The sequence below is a fragment of the Amorphus sp. MBR-141 genome, from assembly GCF_053628695.1.
This window is the reverse complement of sequence record NZ_JBRJGW010000017.1, coordinates 102081-120437: the sequence shown is the minus strand read 5'-3', so window position 1 is coordinate 120437 and position 18357 is coordinate 102081. Positions and strand designations below refer to the sequence as shown.

Genomic DNA, 18357 nt, shown 5'->3' with positions numbered 1-18357 from the left:
CGTCAGCGCGCGGACGCGTCGGGCGGCAGGTCGTCGCCCGCGCCGGCGTCCCTGACGATCGAGCGCGCCTCGGCAAGCCGGTCGGAGGCCACCAGCACCCGGCGCGGCAGGATGCCGATCGACCCTTCGATGACGCTCATGTTCTGGTCGAACACCTGATACGGGATCTCCGCCTCCTTGAGCAGGGATTCCACGAAGGCGATCACGGTCATGTCGTTGGTCTTCAGGAGCTCGTCCAAATCGTCCTCACCTGTCTGTCGTGGTCTGGAGCCCGTCTCATCCGGATCGAATCGACCTGAACCAAAGGGTGTTGCTCAACGTATCGCCATCGCGCCGGTTCCCGTCCACCCGACGTTTCCGACCGGATCGGCCAGCGCGCCGGCGGAACCGTGCCGGCCGCGTCACACCCCTTGCGGGGCGCGGTCGGGAGCCGGCGCGTCCCCGCGCACGATGCCCGGCCGCACCCGATGTGACAATCCGGATGGCTGCTGCCGGCCCCGCGGGGTTGCGGGAGCTTTCGCGCCCTGCTTAATGTCCCGGCAGAGGCAATCAGAAGGATGGTGCCGCGTGTCGATTGGCAACGTTGCCGCTGACCTACGATCCGGCGAGAGCAGTGTAGAGCGCCTCGTGCGTGCCGTGTCGAGCGACATGGGACAGGTCAACGACCTGATTCTGGACATGGCCGGCTCCAATGTCGAGCTCATTCCGGAGGTCGCGAACCATCTGGTGTCGTCGGGCGGCAAGCGGCTCAGACCGATGCTGACGCTGGCGAGCGCCAAGCTGTTCGACTATGACGGCCGCGACCACGTGAAGCTGGCGGCGAGCGTGGAGTTCATGCACACCGCGACGCTGCTGCACGACGACGTGGTCGACGACAGCGCCGTGCGCCGGGGCAAGCCGGCCGCCCGGGTGATCTGGGGCAACCAGGCGAGCGTGCTGGTCGGCGACTACCTGCTCGGCCAGGCCTTCAAGATGATGGTCGAGGCGGGCTCGCTGGAATGCCTCCGCATCCTCGCCAACGCCTCCGCGGTCATCGCCGAGGGCGAGGTCCTGCAGCTCTCCGGCGCCAAGAGCCTCGCCAACGGCGAAGCCCACTACATGGCCGTCATCGAGGCGAAGACGGCGGCGCTGTTCTCCGCCGCGACCGAGGTCGGGCCGGTGATCGCCCGCCAGCCGGCCGCCGTGCAGGAGGCGATGCGCCAGTACGGCCTGAATCTCGGCCTGGCGTTCCAGCTTGTCGATGACGTGCTCGACTATTCCGGCAACGCCGCCGTGCTCGGCAAGGACACCGGCGACGACTTCCGCGAAGGCAAGGCCACCCTGCCCGTTCTCTACGCCTACCAGCGCGGCGACGCGGCCGACCGGGCGTTCTGGAGCCGCTGCATCGAGGCGGGCGAGATCCGCGACGGCGACCTGGAGGCGGCGATCGAGAAGGTCAACGGCTCCGGCGCGATCGAGGACAGCGTCAAGCGGGCCCACGAATTCGGCGCCAGGGCGATCGAGGCCGTGCAGCAGGTGCCGCCGTCGCCGCTGCGCGACATCCTCGCCGACGTGGTCGAGTTCTCGATCTCGCGCGCCTACTGATCCCGACGCCGGCGGCCGGGCCGTTGCGGGCTCAGGCCTCCGAAATCCCCTCGATCCCCTGCAGCAGCGGCGCGGTCGCCCGGGCCGCCTCCTCCTCGAGCTCGCGGTAGTGCGCCACCACTTTGCGGCCGGCCTCCGTCACCGCCGCGCCGCCGCCGCGCTTGCCGCCCAGCTGGGTGGTCACCAGCGGGCCGGCGAACATGCCGTTGAGCTCCTCCACCAGCAGCCAGGCGCGCCGGTAGGACATTTCCATCGCCCGGGCGGCCGCGGAAATCGAGCCGGCCTCGTCGATGCTCTCGAGCAGACGGATCTTGCCCGGCCCGAGCGAGGGGCGGTCGGGGAAATCGATCCTGATCCGCAGCACGGCCTTCGCCGCGTCAGCCTTTGGCACGACCGGTCACTCCTGGAGGCTGCGGGGCGTTGCGGCCGGCGTCACGGACCGCATTGGATGACGCCTTCCGCCTCCTGCCCGCCGGTGCACCACCGGTCCAGCGACACCACATAGGCATCCGCATTGACGCGGTCGCGCAGCGACGCGAGGTCCTGCATCGCGGCGGCGTGGGTCGGATACAGCATCACCGCGCGGATGAAGCCGTTGCGCTTGTAGAGCCGCGCCACGTCGTCCGGATGGCCTTCCGTCGCCCGCTCCACCAGGCGTTCGGCGGCGGGCTGGGTCAGCTCGGCGCCGAACACGATGCCCCAGCGCGGCGCCATCGCGGCGCCCTCGGCATCCCCCTCCGCGCCGTTGCCCGGCTGCCCCGACATCAGCGCGGCCACGGCGACCTCGTCGTCGGTGCCCGCCGCGCGCACGGCCACGTCGGCCTGGGACGCCGCGGCCAGGGCGGTCGCCTTCACGGCCTTCTGCACCTCGGCCGAGGCGGCGATCAGCGCGTCGTTCTCGGCGGTGACGGCCATCGCCCTGGCGGCCTCCTCTTCGGAGAGCCCCGACGCGGCGATGACGTCCTCGAGCTTCTCGTTGGTGGCGGCGAGCTGGCGCGTCAGGGCCTCGATCGCGGCGTTGGCGTCCCGCAGCACGTCGTGGCTCGACTGCACGGTGTCGAGCACCTGGGACTCGACCCGGGAAAAGCTGCGATCGGGCGCGGGCGCCTCCATCGGCGGCTGCGGAAAATAGGACTGGAACGTCACCGGCCGATAGACGGCGAACCATGCCGCCACCAGCACGACGATCGCCGCCGCGAGCTGAATGGCTCTGATCACGATGCTCATAGGCGCGATTCCCCGTCGCCGACCTGCCCGCCGCGAGTCATAGCACGGCCGAGCCGGCGCGCATCACCCGCCTGCGCCAGGTACCGAGCCTGCCTGCCGACCCCGGCGGCGGCGCCACGACCCGGCCCCACCGGCGGGCGCCGGCGGGGCCTTCGGATCGTCCCTCGAAGTCGGTTTCCCGGGGCTCAGGCCGGCCGGCGGGCCGGACACGGCGTCAGACGTGGATCACCCGGCCGAAGGCGTCGAGCACGCTCTCGTGCATGGTCTCAGACAGCGTCGGGTGCGGGAACACGGAGTTGATCAGCTCTTCCTCGGTGGTCTCGCAGTTCATCGCCACCACGAAGCCCTGGATCAGCTCGGTCACTTCCGCACCGACCATGTGGGCCCCCAGCAGCTCGCCCGTCTTGGCGTCGAAGATGGTCTTCACCATCCCTTCCGGCTCGCCGAGCGCGATCGCCTTGCCGTTGCCGATGAACGGGAAGCGGCCGACCTTGATCTCGCGACCGCTTTCCTTCGCCTTCGCCTCCGTCAGCCCGACCGAGGCGACCTGCGGCTGGCAGTAGGTGCAGCCCGGGATCTTCAGCTTGTCCATGGCGTGGGCGTCGTGGCCGGCGATCTTCTCGACGCAGACGACACCCTCGTGCTCGGCCTTGTGGGCAAGCATCGGCGGGCCGGCGACGTCGCCGATGGCGTAGACACCCTTCACGTTGGTGCGGCCGAACGCGTCGATGACGACGCAGCCGCGATCGGTCTTCACGCCGAGCTTCTCAAGGCCGAGATTCTCGATGTTGCCGACGACGCCGACGGCCGAGATCAGGCGATCGGCCTTGATCGTCTCGGTCTTGCCGCCCTTCATCTCCACCGTCGCGGTGACGCCGTCCGACCCCTTGTCGACCTTGGTCACCTTCGCCTCGGTGTGGATCTTCATGCCCTGCTTTTCCAGCCGCTTGCGGACGTGCGCCGCGATCTCGGCGTCCTCGACCGGCAGGATCTGCGGCAGCAGCTCCACCACGGTGACCTCGGCGCCCATCTGCCGGTAGAAGGAGGCGAACTCGATGCCGATCGCGCCGGAGCCGACGACGATCAGCGACTTCGGCATGGTCGGCGGCACCATCGCCTCGAAATAGGTCCAGATCAGCTTGCCGTCCGGCTCCAGGCCCGGCAGCACGCGCGGGCGGGCACCGGTGGCCAGGATGATGTGCTGCGCCGTGTAGGTGCCCTTGCCGAGCGTGCCCTTCGGCATCGGCGGCTGCGGCTCCATCGGCTTCTTCTTCGTCTCCGACACCACGACCTCGCCCGGCTTGGAGATGGTCGCCTCGCCCCAGATCACGTCGATCTTGTTCTTCTTCATCAGGAAGCCGACGCCCTGGGTGAGCTGCACCGAGACGCCGCGCGAGCGCTTCACCACGGCGCCGATATCGAAGCCGACCTTCTCGGCGGAGAGGCCGAATTCCTTGGCGTGGTTGAAGTTCGTGTAGACCTCGGCGCTGCGGAGCAACGCCTTCGTGGGAATGCAGCCCCAGTTGAGGCAGATGCCGCCGAGATGCTCGCGCTCGACGATGGCCGTCTTCAGGCCGAGCTGTGCCGCCCGGATCGCGGTCACATAGCCGCCCGGCCCGCTTCCGATCACGATCACGTCATACCCGTCGGCCATCGAGCTCTCCTTGCTGCTGCGTCCCCGCCGGTCGTGCGGGCACCGGTTGCCCACCCTTTCAGCACCGTTCGGACCGGCTTGTCGAGCCTGTTCCGGCGATCACGCGCATTCCGGCAGCCGGCCCCGCGGCGCGGCGTGCAATCGATTCCAGCCGCGGCCCGCCCTTGTCCCGCGCCTGCCAGGGCCAAATAGACCCAGATCACGACGAGTTCAGGCCGGCGCGACATGACAATCACAAAACGCGATCCATTCTAATAGCTTAGAACGGGATGCGGCGGCCGAGCCGGGGCCGCCCGGCCGCATCCGCCGCTCGTCCGGCGCACGCTCATGGAAGGCGCATCGCAGGTGTCCACTTCGCAGACCTACAAGGCCTATTCGGACCTGCCGCTGTTTTCCGATTTCGCCTCGGTGGCGGACACCGAGCGCTACGTGCCGCTGCCCGACGACTGGTTCGTCGCGCTCACCGACGTGGTCAAGTCGACCCAGGCGATCCGGGACGGGCACTACAAGGCGGTCAACATGGCGGGCGCGGCGGCGATCGCCGCCGTCATCAACGCGCTCGACGGCGACGCCTCGTTTCCCTTCATCTTCGGCGGCGACGGCACCGCGCTGGCGCTGCCGGAAACGTCGCGCGAGACCACCGAGGCGGCACTGGCCGCCACCGCCCGCTGGGTCGAGGAGGACCTCGAGCTGACGCTCAGGACCGCCACGGTCTCTGTCGCCGAGATCCGGCGCGCCGGCCACGACGTGCGCGTCGCGCGGTTCGCCGCGTCGGATGCCATGACCTACGCGCTGTTTTCCGGGGGCGGCGTTTCCTGGGCCGAGCGCGAGATGAAGGCCGGCCGGTTTCCGGCCCACCTGGCGCCGCCCGGGACCCGCCCGGACCTGGAAGGGCTGTCCTGCCGCTGGAAGGCGCTCGAGCCGCAGCGCGGAACCATCCTGACGATCCTCGCGGTGCCGCCGAGCGACGACGACAACGACCCGGCCTTCCGGGAGGTCGTTCACAGGCTCATCGACGTGATCGAGGCGTCCGACCGCGGCGGCCGGCCGCTGGCCGACGACGGCCCGTCGTTCGCCTGGCCGCCGGAAGGCCTGGAGCTCGAGGCGCGGGCCACGCGCGGCACCCGCTCGCTGGCGATGCAGAAGCTGAAGATCAGCGCCGTCTCGCTGCTCGCCTGGGTGCTCGACCGGACGCGGCAGACGCTCGGCCAGTTCGACCCGGTGGTCTATCGCAAGTACACCGCCCTCAACGCCGACTTCCGCAAGTACCAGGACGGGATCCGCATGACCGTCGACTGCGCGCCGGCGACGGTGGAGCGCATCGAAGCGATCCTGAAGGCCGCCCGCGAGGCCAGAACCCTCGACTACGGCCTGCTGCGCCAGCAGTCGGCGGTGATGACCTGCTTCGTGCCGTCGGTGACGACCAACACCCACTTCCACTTCATCGACGGCGCCCAGGGCGGCTATGCGGCCGCCGCGGCCAGCCTGAAGGGCGACGGCTGAAGGCTGCCACGGGGGCGGCCGGGTCGCCAGGCCCCGCAAAGACGGCGCGGCGGCCGGGCGCCTTCCGAGGAAAGATCCGCGGGATCAGCCGGTTGGCCGCGACCGCTCAGGCGACCTGGGGGCCGGCCGCGACCGGGCGCGCCATCAGCACCCACTCGCCGTCGGACTGCCGTCGGCCGGGCATCGGCAGCACCTTGCGCCGTTCGCGCTCCTGGAAGCCGTGGCCGGCATAGAGGCGCCAGGCGGTGGCGTTGGCGCTGTTGACGACGAGCGTGACGGTGTCCGCGCCGGCCCGGGCCGCCAGCCGGTCGGCGAGCGGCAGCAGCCGCCCCGCATAGCCCCTGCCGCGGGCGGCAGGCAGCGTCGCCAGCGCGTTGAGGTACCAGGTGCCGACGGTGCGCGCCTCGAGCTCCAGCAGCGGCCGCACGAAGGCCGGCAGCTCGTCGATCGGCACCCGCTCCTCCGGGGCCGCCTGGAGATAGCCCAGCAGCATGGCGACCGGGGCGCCGGCGACGTCCACCACGTGGGCATTGCGATAGGAGAAGCCGCCCGTCGGCCGCGCGGCCCGGGCGGCGCCGACGTCCAGCGGGCCCAGGCCGCCGGTGGCCGAGAACGCCCAGAAATAGCTGGGAATGCCCTCGCCCGCGATGTCGATCAGGCGGGCGAGCGCGGCGGCATCGGATGTCCGGGCGGGTCGGATGGTCGGCATCGTCATGTGCCGGGCGCGGATCAGTGCCCCTGCAAGCCGAACCGGATGACGACGAAACTCAGGCCCATGATCGCGATGATGAGCCCCGCCAGTTGCCAGGTCGTCGGCATGGCGGATAGACGCCCCTTCGTCTCCGAAACGTCGAGACCGATCTTCTTCAGATCGCTCTTGATCTCGGACATGTCCTTCTCGAGGCGGGCGATGCGCGGTTCCATACCGTCTGATGTGCCACCGCCACCGCCGGAACTCAAGGTGTCCTTGGCGCGCCGCGCCTCCTGAAGCTGACGTCGCAGCAGATCGAGGGAAATCTTTTCCTCATCCGCCGACATTTTCGCTCAGGTCCGCAAGAATCTCCTGCATACGGGAAATGTTGTCGTCGAGGACATCCATCCGCTGCCGAAAATCGTCGCCAGCCCAAGCTGCGACCGCAGGGCGGAGCTCATTGAGAGCCCCGTAGATCTGAATCAGCGCGGAATTCGCCAGGATCAGCCCTTGGCCCAAGGCAGCAATCTGCGCATCGGGTGATTTGCTCACGCGGGCGATTCCCATGGCCGTTCAATCGAGCAACCATAGTACGCAACAAAGGCACGCCGACTCAACCTTTGCTCTATACCAGCATCGCCATCGGGTTTTCGATCAGCGGCTTGAACGCGGCCAGCAGTTCCGCGCCGAGCGCGCCGTCGACGGCCCGGTGATCGACCGACAGCGTCGCGCTCATGACGGTGGCGATGGCCAGCGCGCCGTCCTTCACCACCGGGCGCTTCTCGCCCTGCCCGACCGCCAGGATGGTGCTCTGGGGCGGGTTGATGACGGCGGCGAACTCGCGGATCCCGTACATGCCGAGGTTGGAGACCGCGGTGGCGCCGCCCTGGTATTCCTCGGGCTTCAGCTTCTTGTCGCGGGCGCGCCTGGCGAGGTCCTTCATCTCGTTGGAGATGACCGACAGCGGCTTCACGTCGGCCTGACGGATCACCGGAGTGAACAACCCGTCGGGGACCGACACCGCCACGCCGACGTCGGCATGGGAGTGCAGCAGCCGCGCCGTCGAGGTGTAGGTGGCGTTCGCCATCGGCACCGCCATCAGCGCCTTGGCCAGCGCCTTGATGATGAAGTCGTTGACCGACAGCTTGTAGGCGGGGTTGCCGTCCTTGTCCTTCGGGGCGGCGGCGTTGAGCTCGCTCCGGAGCTTCAGGAGCGCGTCGAGCTCGACGTCGACGGTCAGGTAGAAGTGCGGAACGGTCTGCTTGGCCTCGGTCAGGCGGCGCGCGATGGTCTTGCGCATGCCGTCGTGGGGAAGCTCGGTGTAGCTGCCCTCCGCGTACATGGCGCGGACCTGGTCGTCGGACATGCCGGCGGCCGGGGCCGGCGCGGCGGGCGCCTGGGCAGCGCCGGCGGCCGGAGCGGCAGCGGCCTTCTCGGACGGCGCCTTGGCGGCGGTAGCCGGAACGCCCTTCTCGATGGCTTCCTCCACGTCGCGCTTGACGATGCGGCCGTGCGGGCCGGAGCCGGACAACTGCGCGAGGTCGATCTCGTTCTCGTCGGCCAGCCGGCGGGCGAGCGGCGAGGAGAACACCCGGCCGTCGCCGTTGGCCTTCGGCGCGGCCGGCGGGATCGACGGGGTGACGCCTTCACCGGCGGCCGGCGCCTGGGCCTTGGCGGGGGCTTCGGGCGCAGCGGCCTTGGCCGGCGCCGCCGCTTCGGCGGGCTTCTCGGCCTTGGTCTCGTCGGTCTTCTCGTCGGCCTTCCTGTCCGCCGGCTTGGCATCCGCCTTCGGCGCGGAGGCCTTGGCATCGTCGAGGGCGCTGGCGTCCTCGCCCTCTTCCAGCAGCATGGCGATCGGCTGGTTCACCGGCACGTCCGCGGTGCCCTCGGCGACGAGGAGCTTGCCGACGGTGCCCTCGTCGACCGCCTCGACCTCCATGGTCGCCTTGTCGGTCTCGATCTCGGCGACGATGTCGCCGGCCGAGACGGTGTCGCCCTCCTTCACGTGCCACTTGGCAAGCGTCCCCGTCTCCATCGTCGGCGACAGGGCGGGCATCAGGATCGGTGTCGGCATGGCGCGTCGTCTCCCGGAACCTGGACTCAGGCCGTGTAGGTGACAGCTTTGACTGCCTCGATCACTTCCGCGACCGTCGGCAGGGCAAGCTTTTCGAGGTTGGCGGCGTAGGGCATCGGCACGTCCTTGCCGGTGATCCGGAGCACCGGTGCGTCGAGATGGTCGAAGGCCATCTCCATCAGCCGCGCCGAGATCTCCGAGCCGATCGAGCAGACCGGCCAGCCCTCTTCCACGGTGACGCAGCGGTTGGTCTTCTTGACCGATTCCACCACCGTCTCGATGTCCATCGGCCGGATCGTGCGCAGGTTCACCACCTCCGCCTCGATGCCCTCCTTGGCCAGCGCGTCGGCGGCCTGCATGGCGTAGGTCATGCCGATGCCGAACGACACGATGGTGACGTCAGTGCCCTTGCGCTCGATCTTCGCCTTGCCGATCGGCACGACGAAGTCCTCCATGTCCGGCACCTCGAAGGTGTGGCCGTAGAGGATCTCGTTCTCCAGGAACACCACCGGGTTCGGGTCGCGGATGGCGGCCTTCAGCAGGCCCTTCGCGTCCGCCGCCGAATAGGGCTGGATCACCCGGAGGCCCGGGATGTGGGCGTACCAGGAGGCGTAGTCCTGGGAATGCTGGGCGGCGACGCGGGCGGCCGCGCCGTTGGGGCCCCGGAACACGATCGAGCAGCCGATCAGCCCGCCGGACATGTAGTGGGTCTTGGCGGCGGAGTTGATGATCTGGTCCATCGCCTGCATGGCGAAGTTGAAGGTCATGAACTCGACGATCGGCTTCAGGCCGCCGAAGCCGGCGCCGATGCCGAGGCCGGCAAAGCCGTGCTCGGTGATCGGCGTGTCGACCACCCGGCGGGCGCCGAACTCGGCCAGCAGGCCCTGGGTGATCTTGTAGGCGCCCTGGTACTCCGCGACCTCCTCGCCCATGACGAAGACGTCGCCGTCGCGGCGCATCTCCTCGGCCATGGCGTCGCGGAGCGCCTCGCGCACCGTGATCGACACCATCTTGGTGCCTTCCGGGATTTCCGGATCGCCGCCGGTCCAGGTCTTTTCGGCCGGCGCGGGACCGACCGACGGCGCCGGCGGCACCTTGGTCGCCTTGGCGCCGAGGGCGCCTTCGCCGTCGTCCTTGCCGTCGTCTTTCTTCTCGTCGGCCTCGGCCGCCGGAGCCGGCGCTTCGGCCTTCTCACCGCCGTCCGACTTCGACGCGGCACCACCCTCGAGCGCGCTCTCGTCCTCGCCCTCGGCGAGCAGCAGGGCGATCGGCGTGTTCACCTTCACGCCCTCGGTCCCCTCCTCGACGAGGATCTTGCCGAGCGTGCCTTCGTCGACCGCCTCGACTTCCATCGTGGCCTTGTCGGTCTCGATCTCCGCGATGACGTCGCCTGCCGCAACGCTGTCGCCTTCCTTTTTCACCCACTTGGCGAGTTTGCCCTCTTCCATCGTGGGCGAGAGCGCCGGCATCAGAATTTCGGTCGGCATTACTGGCTCCCGTCAGCAGGAATCGTCTGGGGTCGTACGCAATGGTCGGCGCAGGCGCGGGGACACGTGCTCATCGGACGATGTCGGTCCACAGCTCCGCCGGATCCGGCTCGGGATCCGACTGGGCGAACTCGGCGGCCTCGTTGACGATGTCGCGGACCTCCTTGTCGATCTTCTTGACGTCGTCCTCGGAGATGCCGTGCTCGTCGATCAGCCGCGCCCGCAGATGCTCGATCGGATCGTGATCGGTGCGCATCTTGTTGACCTCGTCGCGGGTCCGGTACTTGGCCGGATCCGACATCGAGTGGCCGCGATAGCGGTAGGTCAGCATTTCCAGGATGTACGGGCCCTTGCCGTCGCGGGCATGGGCGATGGCGCGCTCGCCGGCGGCCCGCACCGCATGGACCTCCATGCCGTCGACCTGCTCGCCGGGGATCTCGAAGGAGGCGCCGCGATGCGACAGGTTGGTCGTCGACGAGGCGCGCTCGACGGAGGTGCCCATGCCGTACTTGTTGTTCTCGATGACGTAGACGACCGGCAGGCTCCACAGCTTCGCCATGTTGAAGCTCTCGTAGACCTGGCCCTGGTTGGCCGCGCCGTCGCCGAAATAGGTGATCGAGACGGCGCCGTTCTCGCGGTACTTGTTGGAGAACGCCAGGCCGGTGCCGAGCGGCACCTGGGCGCCGACGATGCCGTGGCCGCCGTAGAAGTTCTTCTCCACCGAGAACATGTGCATCGAGCCGCCCTTGCCCTTGGAGTAGCCCGAGCGGCGGCCGGTCAGCTCGGCCATCACGCCCTTGGCTTCCATGCCGCAGGCGATCATGTGGCCATGGTCGCGGTAGCCGGTGATGATCTCGTCGCCTTCCTTCAGCGCCATCTGCATGCCCACCACCACGGCCTCCTGGCCGATGTAGAGGTGGCAGAAGCCGCCGATCAGGCCCATGCCGTAGAGCTGGCCGGCCTTTTCCTCGAAGCGGCGGACGAGCAGCATCTCGCGGTAGGCGTAGAGATCGTCGTCCTTGGTGAAGCGGACCGTCTCGCCGGTCGCCGACTTGGCCGTGCTGGTCTTCGGACCGCCGGACTTGGCGCTGGAGCGGGAGGGCGTCGACTTCGTCGCGCGGGACGTGGAGGACTTGGCGCGGGCGGCGGGCTTCTTGGCGTCGTCGCCGTTGCCGGACGCGCCCGTGGATCCACTCGGTCCCGAGGATCGCTTGCGGCTCGTGGTCGGTTTCTTCTCGGCCATCAGGGCTCTCTCCGGCGTTCGTTCGCGGCGGGTCGGACGGACATTAGCGAAGGGGCGGCTCGTGTGAAAGGCCGCACCGGCGGCGGGGTTTCAATATTGCGGTGCAGCGTAAGCCGGCGCACCCAAATCCAGTGCCGTCAAAGGGTTGGCGGCAACGGATGGCGCACACTAGCCACAGGAATGGGTCAATTTGGACTGCAGATTTCGGGAGGCTGCCCTGCCGGGCCCGGGGAGCGGGCTACTGGAGGGAGAGCGAGCCGGCCTGGGCAAGCGTCTCGGGCAGGCCGCGCGTGCCGCCGGAGCTGAGCGCCGGGGACGTGTAGATGATGATCTCGTCGGGATGGGCCAGATTGAGATTCGCGCGGGCGCGCTCGTCCAGCATGTCGGCGTCGATGGCGGCGGATTGAAGCAGCGCCACCCGGCTCTCCAGCTCCTTCCGCCGTGCGACGATCGCATCGCGCTGCTCGACCAGCCGGCCGATTTCGGTCTCGAACTGCAGCCGGGCCCGGATTCCGTAGTCGCCGTGCACCCCATGCCATCCGAAATAGACGATCATCGCGATCATCAGCACGGGCGCCGGGAGACGGGAAAGGATGGTCGATCGACGGTGGCGGGTAGCCATGTGGGGCCAATACTCGAAACGCAGGAACAAGATACCCGCGCCCTTTATGCCAGCAGCCTCTTAACGATGGGTTGCTCGCATCGCCCGCTTTGGAAAGTCGGCCCGTCCCGACGGACGGACCGGCCCTGCCCGGCTGTCCCTGCGCGCGCCCGGCGTCAGCCGAGCTTCAGCGCCGCACGGCCCGGATAGACCGCCTGCGGGCCGAGCTCCTCCTCGATGCGCAGCAGCTCGTTGTACTTCGCCAGCCGGTCGGAGCGGGCGAGCGAGCCGGTCTTGATCTGGCCGCACGAGGTCGCCACCGCCAGATGCGCGATGGTTGTGTCCTCGGTCTCGCCGGAGCGATGCGACATGACGGCCCGGTAGCCCGCTTTGTGGGCCATGGTCACCGCTTCGAGCGTCTCGGTCAGCGTGCCGATCTGGTTCACCTTGATGAGGATCGCGTTGGCGATGCGCTGCTCGATGCCGCTCGCCAGGCGCTCGGTGTTGGTCACGAACAAGTCATCGCCGACGAGCTGGCAGCGGTCGCCGACGCGCTCGGTGAGCGCCGCCCAGCCGTCCCAGTCGTCCTCGCTCATGCCGTCCTCGATGGAGACGATCGGATAGGCGTCGGCGAGCTCGGCGAGATAGTCGGCCAGCCCGGCGCCATCGAGGCTGCGGTTCTCGCCGTCCAGCGCGTACTTGCCGTCCTTGAAGAACTCGGTCGCCGCGCAGTCGAGCGCCAGGCAGATGTCCTCGCCCGGCTTGTAGCCGGCCGTCTCGATGGCGGTCATGATGAAGTCCAGCGCCGCCTTGGCCGACGGCAGATTCGGCGCGAAGCCGCCCTCGTCTCCGACGTTGGTCGAGTGGCCGGCCTTCTTCAGCTGCCCCTTCAGCGTGTGGAAGATCTCCGCACCGGCGCGCAGCGCCTCGGAGAAGGTCGGCGCGCCGACCGGCATGATCATGAATTCCTGGAAGTCGATCGGATTGTCGGCGTGGGCGCCGCCGTTCATGATGTTCATCATCGGCACCGGCAGTTCGCGGGCCGAGACGCCGCCGACATAGCGGTAGAGCGGCAGGTTGGAGGCGATCGCCGCCGCCTTCGCGGTGGCCAGCGACACGCCGAGGATCGCGTTGGCGCCGAGCCGGCCCTTGTTGTCGGTGCCGTCGAGGGCGATCAGCATCTCGTCGATGTGGACCTGGTCCTCCGCCTCGAGGCCGCCGATGGCATCGAAGATCTCGCCGTTCACCGAAGCGACGGCCTCCTGCACGCCCTTGCCCTGATAGCGGGAGCCGCCGTCGCGCAGTTCGACCGCCTCGTGGGCGCCGGTGGAGGCGCCGGAGGGAACCGCCGCGCGGCCCATCGAGCCGTCTTCGAGATGGACATCGACTTCGACGGTCGGGTTGCCACGACTGTCGAGGATCTCGCGGCCGATGATGTCGATGATCGCGGTCATTGGGATCTCCGGGAAAACTGGGACAAGGGTGCATCTGCGCGCCGCAGGCCCGCCTCGGCCGCGGCAGCGTCGGACCCGTCCATAGCCCAACCTTTGAGCGGCTTGAACCCTTAGTATGCAGCGAAGGCGCCTCCGCCGCGCGAATTCTCGGTGCACGGGCATTCGCCCGGACTGGCGGCGATGGCGAAAGACCGCGCTCGGAGCAACCGAAACGGGCAGCCGCCCGCCGGCCGGGCGGGAATTCCATGGCAGGCCGCCCCACCGTTTGCTAACAAATCCGAACGAAAGGCGCCCGGTCGCATTTTCCGAACACCTGCCGTTCAACGACCGATAACAGCGAGAGACGAAATGGCCCCTGCCCCGATCCGCACCGCCGTGTTTCCCGTCGCAGGCCTTGGCACCCGGTTCCTGCCGGCCACCAAGGCGATGCCGAAGGAGATGCTCACCGTCGTGGACCGGCCGCTGATCCAGTACGTCTACGACGAGGCGAAGGCGGCGGGCGTCGAAAAGTTCATCTTCGTCACCGGGCGCGGCAAGGCGATCATCGAGGACCATTTCGACATCGCCTACGAGCTCGAGCAGACGCTGCGCGAGCGCGACAAGCTGGACCGTCTCGAAGAGGTGCAGAGCGCCCAGCCGGAGGCCGGCGCGGTGTCGTTCACCCGCCAGCAGGCGCCGCTCGGCCTCGGCCACGCCGTCTGGTGCGCCCGCGAACTCGTCGGCAACGAGCCATTCGCCCTGCTGCTGCCCGACGTGCTCGTCCACGCCGACCCGGGCTGCCTCGCCCAGATGATCGACGTCTACAACCACCAGGGCGGCGGCAACGTCATCGCCGTCGAGGAAGTCCCCGCCGACCAGACCCACCAGTACGGCGTCGTCGAGATCGAGGGCGACGGCGACGTCTTCAAGGTCACCGGCATGGTGGAGAAGCCGCCGAAGGGCACCGCGCCGTCGAACCTCATCATCACCGGCCGCTACATCCTGCAGCCGGAGATCTTCAAGCTGCTGGAGACGACGGAAAAGGGCGCGGGCGGCGAGATCCAGATCACCGACGCCATGCTGACCCTGATGGCCGAGCAACCCTTCAGCGGCCTGCGCTTCAAGGGCCACACCTACGACTGCGGCTCCAAGGTCGGCTTCCTCGCCGCCAACGTCGCCTACGCGCTCGACCGCGACGACCTGGCCGCGCCGTTCCACGCCGAACTGAAGCGGCTGCTGGGGATCTAGACGAGGCCACGTCAGGAGTGGCGCAGCGCGCCTAGAGCCTTTTCTAATCGATCAAGTGATTCCACCTAGTCGGGAAAGGCTCTAGCGCGTGAACAGCTCCTGGCTGCGCGCCACGCCGCGCAGCTGGTGCGTGCCAACCGAGCGCAGCGTTTCGACAGAGGCGGCGGCGAAACTCTCCGACACCAGGATCTGCTCGCCGAGCGGCTGGCACAAAGCCTCGATGCGGGCCGCCTCGTTCACGGCCGGCCCGATCACGGTGAAGTCGAGCCGTCGGCTCGACCCGACATTGCCGTACATCATCTCGCCCAGATGCAGCGCCACATCGACGACCAGCGGCGCCTTGCCGGCCGCACCGCGCGCCATGTTCAGCCGGCCATTGGCGGCGCGCATCTCCTCCGCCGCCCCAAGCGCCTCGGCGCACACCACGGCCGGGTCGCGACCTTCCAGGCTGAAAATCGCCAGGAACCCGTCACCCAGAAACTTCAGGACGTCGCCCTTGTGGGCATCGACGATGTCGGCAAGTTCGCCGAGCGTCTCGTTGAGCGAGGCCAGCACGTCCTCGCCGAGCGTCTCGTCGGCGAAGTTGGTGAACCCGCGCAGGTCGGCGACCATCACCACCGAATAGAGGCGTGTCGCCGCACCGCGTTCGATCTGGCCGGACAGGACACGGTGGCCGGCATCGGTCCCCACATAGGCGTCGAGCAGATCCTCCGCGGCGCGCTTCAGGGCGATCCGGTAGCAAGCGAGCCCGAGCCGTGGCACCAGCCGATCCAGCGTGGCGATGTCGGCGTCGCTGAAGCCGCCGGGCCGGTCGGCGAGCCACGACAGGAGCATTCCGGGAAGGCCCGATTGGGTGCCCGCCTCGCCGAAGCGCACCAGGCGGCCGACCCAGTCGGTACCGCCCTCCTCGCGGAACTCCTCCAGAACCGGGAACTCCAGCGGCGCGTTCCCGTCGAGCCGGTAGCGCATGGCCAATATGCCGTTTTCGAGCATGACCCGGAGCGGGCTGGTCGCCCAGCCGACGCGCGGCAGGCTGGCGCGCTCGTATTCCTCCGCGATGAAACCGCGATTCCGCCACCAGTAGCCGCCATAGCCCTTCACCGTGGGATGCAGTGCGGCGATCGAGACGTGCATGCGCACCAACGGAATACCGAGTTCCGCGACGCCCTCGCTGAAGCCCTGGATCAGCACATCAAGATTGTTGCGGGCCAGCCCTTCCTCGACGATCCAGTCGCTCAGGTTCTGGACGGCCATCGCGTCGACCGTCTCGACGGTGCGCATGTCAACGAACCCGGTTTCCTGCATCGTCATTGCCCCATTCGCTCAGCTTCTTTCGGGAGATGGGGTCGGCGACGACAAACGCCACCCCTCGCAGGCGCTGGCCGAAAGGCTCAGGCGGCCGGCGCATCGCCACGGGCCCAGCCGGCCCGGATGTCGGCCGCCTCGTCGTCGAACCGCCCGGCCTCGATCGCCGTCCTGAGCCGGCGCATCACCTCCTGGTAGTAGGCGATGTTGTTCCAGGTCAGCAGGATCGCGCCCAGCGCCTCGCCGGCGCGGATCAGGTGGTGCAGGTAGGCGCGGCTGTAGATGCGCGAGATCTCGGTCGGGCCGTCGGGATCGAGGGGTGCCGGATCCTCTGCGTGGCGGGCGTTCTTGAGGTTGAGCTTGCCGAAGCGGGTGTAGGCGACGCCGTGGCGGCCGGCGCGGGTCGGCATCACGCAGTCGAACATGTCGACGCCGCGCGCCACCGAGCCGATGAGGTCATCGGGCGTGCCCACCCCCATCAGGTAGCGCGGCTTGTCGACCGGCAGGAAGGCGGTGGTCGCGGCGGTGATGTCGAACATCACCTCCTGGGGCTCGCCCACCGCCAGCCCGCCGATGGAGTAGCCCTCGAACGGCATCGCAGCCAGCGCGGTGGCCGACTGCTCGCGCAGAAGCTTGTCGTCGCCGCCCTGCACGATGCCGAACAGCGCCTGGCCCTTGGCCGGCCCGCCGAGGCGCTCGAACTCGGCCCGCGAGCGCGCCGCCCAGTCGAGGCTGAGGCGCATCCCGCGCTCGATCTCGTCGCGCGTCGCCGGCAGCCGCACGCATTCGTCGAGCTGCATCTGGATGTCGGAACCGAGCAGTCCCTGGATCTCCACCGAGCGTTCCGGCGTCAGCCGGTGGGTGGAGCCGTCGATGTGGCTCTTGAAGGTCACCCCGTCGGCATCGAGCTTCCGGAGCGCCGCCAGCGACATCACCTGGAAGCCGCCGGAATCGGTGAGGATGGTGTGCGGCCAGTTCATGAACCGGTGCAGGCCGCCCAGCCGCGCCACCCGCTCCGCGCCGGGGCGCAGCATCAGGTGATAGACGTTGCCCAGCACCACATCGGCGCCGGTCTCGCGAACGTGCTCGGGCAGCATCGTCTTGACCGTCGCCTGGGTGCCGACCGGCATGAAGGCGGGGGTCTCGACGAGGCCGTGGGCCGTGGCGATCCGGCCGCGCCGGGCCTGGCCGTCGGTTGCGAGGAGAGAGAACGCGAAAGGGTCTGTCACCGGGTCCTGTCGGGAAAGAGAAGGCTGGCATCGCCGTAGGAATAGAAGCGGTAGCCGGTTTCCACCGCGTGGGCATAGGCCGCGCGCATCGCTTCCCGCCCCGCGAACGCCGAGACCAGCATGAACAGCGTCGACTTTGGCAGATGGAAGTTGGTCATCATCGCGTCGACCGCGCGGAAGCGATAGCCGGGCCGGATGAAGATCGACGTCTCGTCGGAGAACGCGCCGATCCGGCCCTCCTCGTCGGTCGCCGATTCCAGCAGCCGCAGGCTGGTGGTGCCGACCGAGACGACCCGTCCGCCCGCCGCGCGCACCGCGTTCAGCCGCGCCGCCGCTTGCGCCGTCACGGTGCCGAACTCGGCGTGCATCTTGTGGGCGGCGAGGTCCTCCGCCTTCACCGGCAGGAACGTGCCCGCCCCCACGTGCAGCGTGACGAATTCCGTGCCGATGCCGCGGGCGGCCAGCCGGGCCAGCAGATCATCGGTGAAATGCAGCCCCGCCGTGGGGGCCGCCACCGATCCCGGCAGGCGCGCATAGACGGTCTGGTAGTCCTCGCGGTCGGCATCGTCGTCGGGACGGCGGCGCGCGATATAGGGGGGTAGCGGCATGTGGCCGACGACGGCCAGCCCCGCGTCGAGCCCGGCCGGACCGGTGGTGAAGGCAAGCGTCGCCTCGCCGCCGTCGAGCGCCGTCACTGTCGCCTCGAGGGCGCCCGGCTGCGGCTCCACGTCGGGTCCTGCGGCGAATTGAATGGTCTCGCCGACGGCGAGCCGCTTCGCCGGGCGCACGAACGCCCGCCAGCGGCCGTCGCCGAGATCCTTGTGCAGCGTCGCGGAAATGCGCGCAGCCGCCGCGCCGCGCATGCGTACGCCGAACAGCTGGGCGGGGATGACCCGGGTGTCGTTGAAGACGAGGACGTCGCCGGGCTCCAGAAGGTCCGGAAGATCCGAAACGATCCGGTCGCCGAGCAGCGGCTCCGCGCCGGGGCGCACCGTCAGCAGCCGCGCAGAGTCGCGCGGGCGGACGGGCCTCAGCGCGATGCGCTCGGCGGGCAGCTCGAAATCGTAATCCGCCAGCG

At 69.0% G+C, this 18357-nt stretch carries 18 protein-coding genes; 3 read left to right on the top strand and 15 right to left on the bottom strand.

The genetic code is table 11. From position 1 onward, the window contains the following. Positions 1-2: 2 nt before the first annotated feature. Positions 3-239 (bottom strand): putative signal transducing protein, encoded by a 237-nt coding sequence (locus tag ACSSVZ_RS20645; protein WP_453972629.1) that lies wholly within the window; start codon positions 237-239, stop codon positions 3-5. Between the two features lie 328 nt (positions 240-567). Between ACSSVZ_RS20645 and ACSSVZ_RS20640 the strand changes: the two genes are divergently transcribed. Further along, positions 568-1584: a polyprenyl synthetase family protein gene (locus ACSSVZ_RS20640; RefSeq protein WP_453972628.1), complete on the top strand. Its 1017-nt coding sequence runs from the start codon at positions 568-570 to the stop codon at positions 1582-1584. 31 nt (positions 1585-1615) lie between these two features. On the opposite strand, the gene ACSSVZ_RS20635 is transcribed toward ACSSVZ_RS20640, so the two are convergent. From ACSSVZ_RS20635 to lpdA, 3 genes are all read right to left on the bottom strand, one after another. After that, on the bottom strand, positions 1616-1975 hold the full coding sequence (locus ACSSVZ_RS20635; RefSeq protein WP_453972627.1) for a winged helix-turn-helix domain-containing protein: 360 nt from the start codon (positions 1973-1975) through the stop codon (positions 1616-1618). Positions 1976-2016: 41 nt separating this feature from the next. Further along, positions 2017-2811 carry a hypothetical protein gene (locus tag ACSSVZ_RS20630; RefSeq protein ID WP_453972626.1) on the bottom strand — a complete coding sequence of 265 codons (795 nt, stop codon included), beginning with the start codon at positions 2809-2811 and terminating at the stop codon, positions 2017-2019. Positions 2812-3025: 214 nt separating this feature from the next. Further along, entirely contained in the window at positions 3026-4465 is a 1440-nt protein-coding gene (lpdA, locus tag ACSSVZ_RS20625) for a dihydrolipoyl dehydrogenase (protein ID WP_453972625.1), read from the bottom strand. A 345-nt stretch (positions 4466-4810) separates the two neighbouring features. On the opposite strand from lpdA, the gene ACSSVZ_RS20620 reads away from it, so the two are divergent. Next, on the top strand, positions 4811-5968 hold the full coding sequence (locus tag ACSSVZ_RS20620) for a DUF3095 family protein (protein ID WP_453972624.1): 1158 nt from the start codon (positions 4811-4813) through the stop codon (positions 5966-5968). Between the two features lie 106 nt (positions 5969-6074). Here the strand turns inward: ACSSVZ_RS20620 and ACSSVZ_RS20615 are convergent, their stop codons facing one another. The 8 genes from ACSSVZ_RS20615 to eno all read right to left on the bottom strand — a co-directional run bounded on the left by ACSSVZ_RS20615 (position 6075) and on the right by eno (position 13518). Next, positions 6075-6677, bottom strand: a complete 603-nt coding sequence (locus ACSSVZ_RS20615; RefSeq protein ID WP_453972623.1) for a GNAT family N-acetyltransferase — start codon at positions 6675-6677, stop codon at positions 6075-6077. Positions 6678-6697: 20 nt separating this feature from the next. Next, positions 6698-7006: a hypothetical protein gene (locus ACSSVZ_RS20610; RefSeq protein WP_453972622.1), complete on the bottom strand. Its 309-nt coding sequence runs from the start codon at positions 7004-7006 to the stop codon at positions 6698-6700. Further along, a complete protein-coding gene (locus tag ACSSVZ_RS20605; RefSeq protein ID WP_453972621.1) occupies positions 6993-7211 on the bottom strand; it encodes a hypothetical protein in 219 nt (72 codons plus the stop codon). The genes ACSSVZ_RS20610 and ACSSVZ_RS20605 overlap by 14 nt, the downstream gene beginning before the upstream one ends. A gap of 73 nt (positions 7212-7284) precedes the next feature. Further along, positions 7285-8733 carry a pyruvate dehydrogenase complex dihydrolipoamide acetyltransferase gene (locus ACSSVZ_RS20600; RefSeq protein ID WP_453972620.1) on the bottom strand — a complete coding sequence of 483 codons (1449 nt, stop codon included), beginning with the start codon at positions 8731-8733 and terminating at the stop codon, positions 7285-7287. 26 nt (positions 8734-8759) lie between these two features. After that, the gene (locus tag ACSSVZ_RS20595; RefSeq protein WP_453972619.1) at positions 8760-10220 is read right to left on the bottom strand and encodes a pyruvate dehydrogenase complex E1 component subunit beta; all 1461 of its coding nucleotides are present in this window, start codon (positions 10218-10220) and stop codon (positions 8760-8762) included. A 70-nt stretch (positions 10221-10290) separates the two neighbouring features. Then, positions 10291-11463, bottom strand: coding sequence for a pyruvate dehydrogenase (acetyl-transferring) E1 component subunit alpha (gene pdhA / locus ACSSVZ_RS20590; RefSeq protein WP_453972618.1), 1173 nt, complete (start codon positions 11461-11463; stop codon positions 10291-10293). Between the two features lie 238 nt (positions 11464-11701). Continuing rightward, positions 11702-12085 (bottom strand): FtsB family cell division protein, encoded by a 384-nt coding sequence (locus tag ACSSVZ_RS20585; RefSeq protein ID WP_453972617.1) that lies wholly within the window; start codon positions 12083-12085, stop codon positions 11702-11704. Between the two features lie 155 nt (positions 12086-12240). Then, on the bottom strand, positions 12241-13518 hold the full coding sequence (eno, locus tag ACSSVZ_RS20580) for a phosphopyruvate hydratase (RefSeq protein WP_453972616.1): 1278 nt from the start codon (positions 13516-13518) through the stop codon (positions 12241-12243). A gap of 348 nt (positions 13519-13866) precedes the next feature. On the opposite strand from eno, the gene galU reads away from it, so the two are divergent. After that, a complete protein-coding gene (gene galU / locus ACSSVZ_RS20575; RefSeq protein ID WP_453972615.1) occupies positions 13867-14745 on the top strand; it encodes a UTP--glucose-1-phosphate uridylyltransferase GalU in 879 nt (292 codons plus the stop codon). A gap of 81 nt (positions 14746-14826) precedes the next feature. On the opposite strand, the gene ACSSVZ_RS20570 is transcribed toward galU, so the two are convergent. From ACSSVZ_RS20570 to queA, 3 genes are all read right to left on the bottom strand, one after another. Further along, positions 14827-16056 (bottom strand): adenylate/guanylate cyclase domain-containing protein, encoded by a 1230-nt coding sequence (locus ACSSVZ_RS20570; RefSeq protein WP_453972614.1) that lies wholly within the window; start codon positions 16054-16056, stop codon positions 14827-14829. An 80-nt stretch (positions 16057-16136) separates the two neighbouring features. After that, complete coding sequence (gene tgt / locus ACSSVZ_RS20565; protein ID WP_453972613.1) at positions 16137-17279, bottom strand: tRNA guanosine(34) transglycosylase Tgt; 1143 nt, start codon at positions 17277-17279, stop codon at positions 16137-16139. Beyond that, positions 17276-18355 carry a tRNA preQ1(34) S-adenosylmethionine ribosyltransferase-isomerase QueA gene (gene queA / locus ACSSVZ_RS20560; protein WP_453972647.1) on the bottom strand — a complete coding sequence of 360 codons (1080 nt, stop codon included), beginning with the start codon at positions 18353-18355 and terminating at the stop codon, positions 17276-17278. The genes tgt and queA overlap by 4 nt, the downstream gene beginning before the upstream one ends. Between the last annotated feature and the right edge of the window lie 2 nt (positions 18356-18357).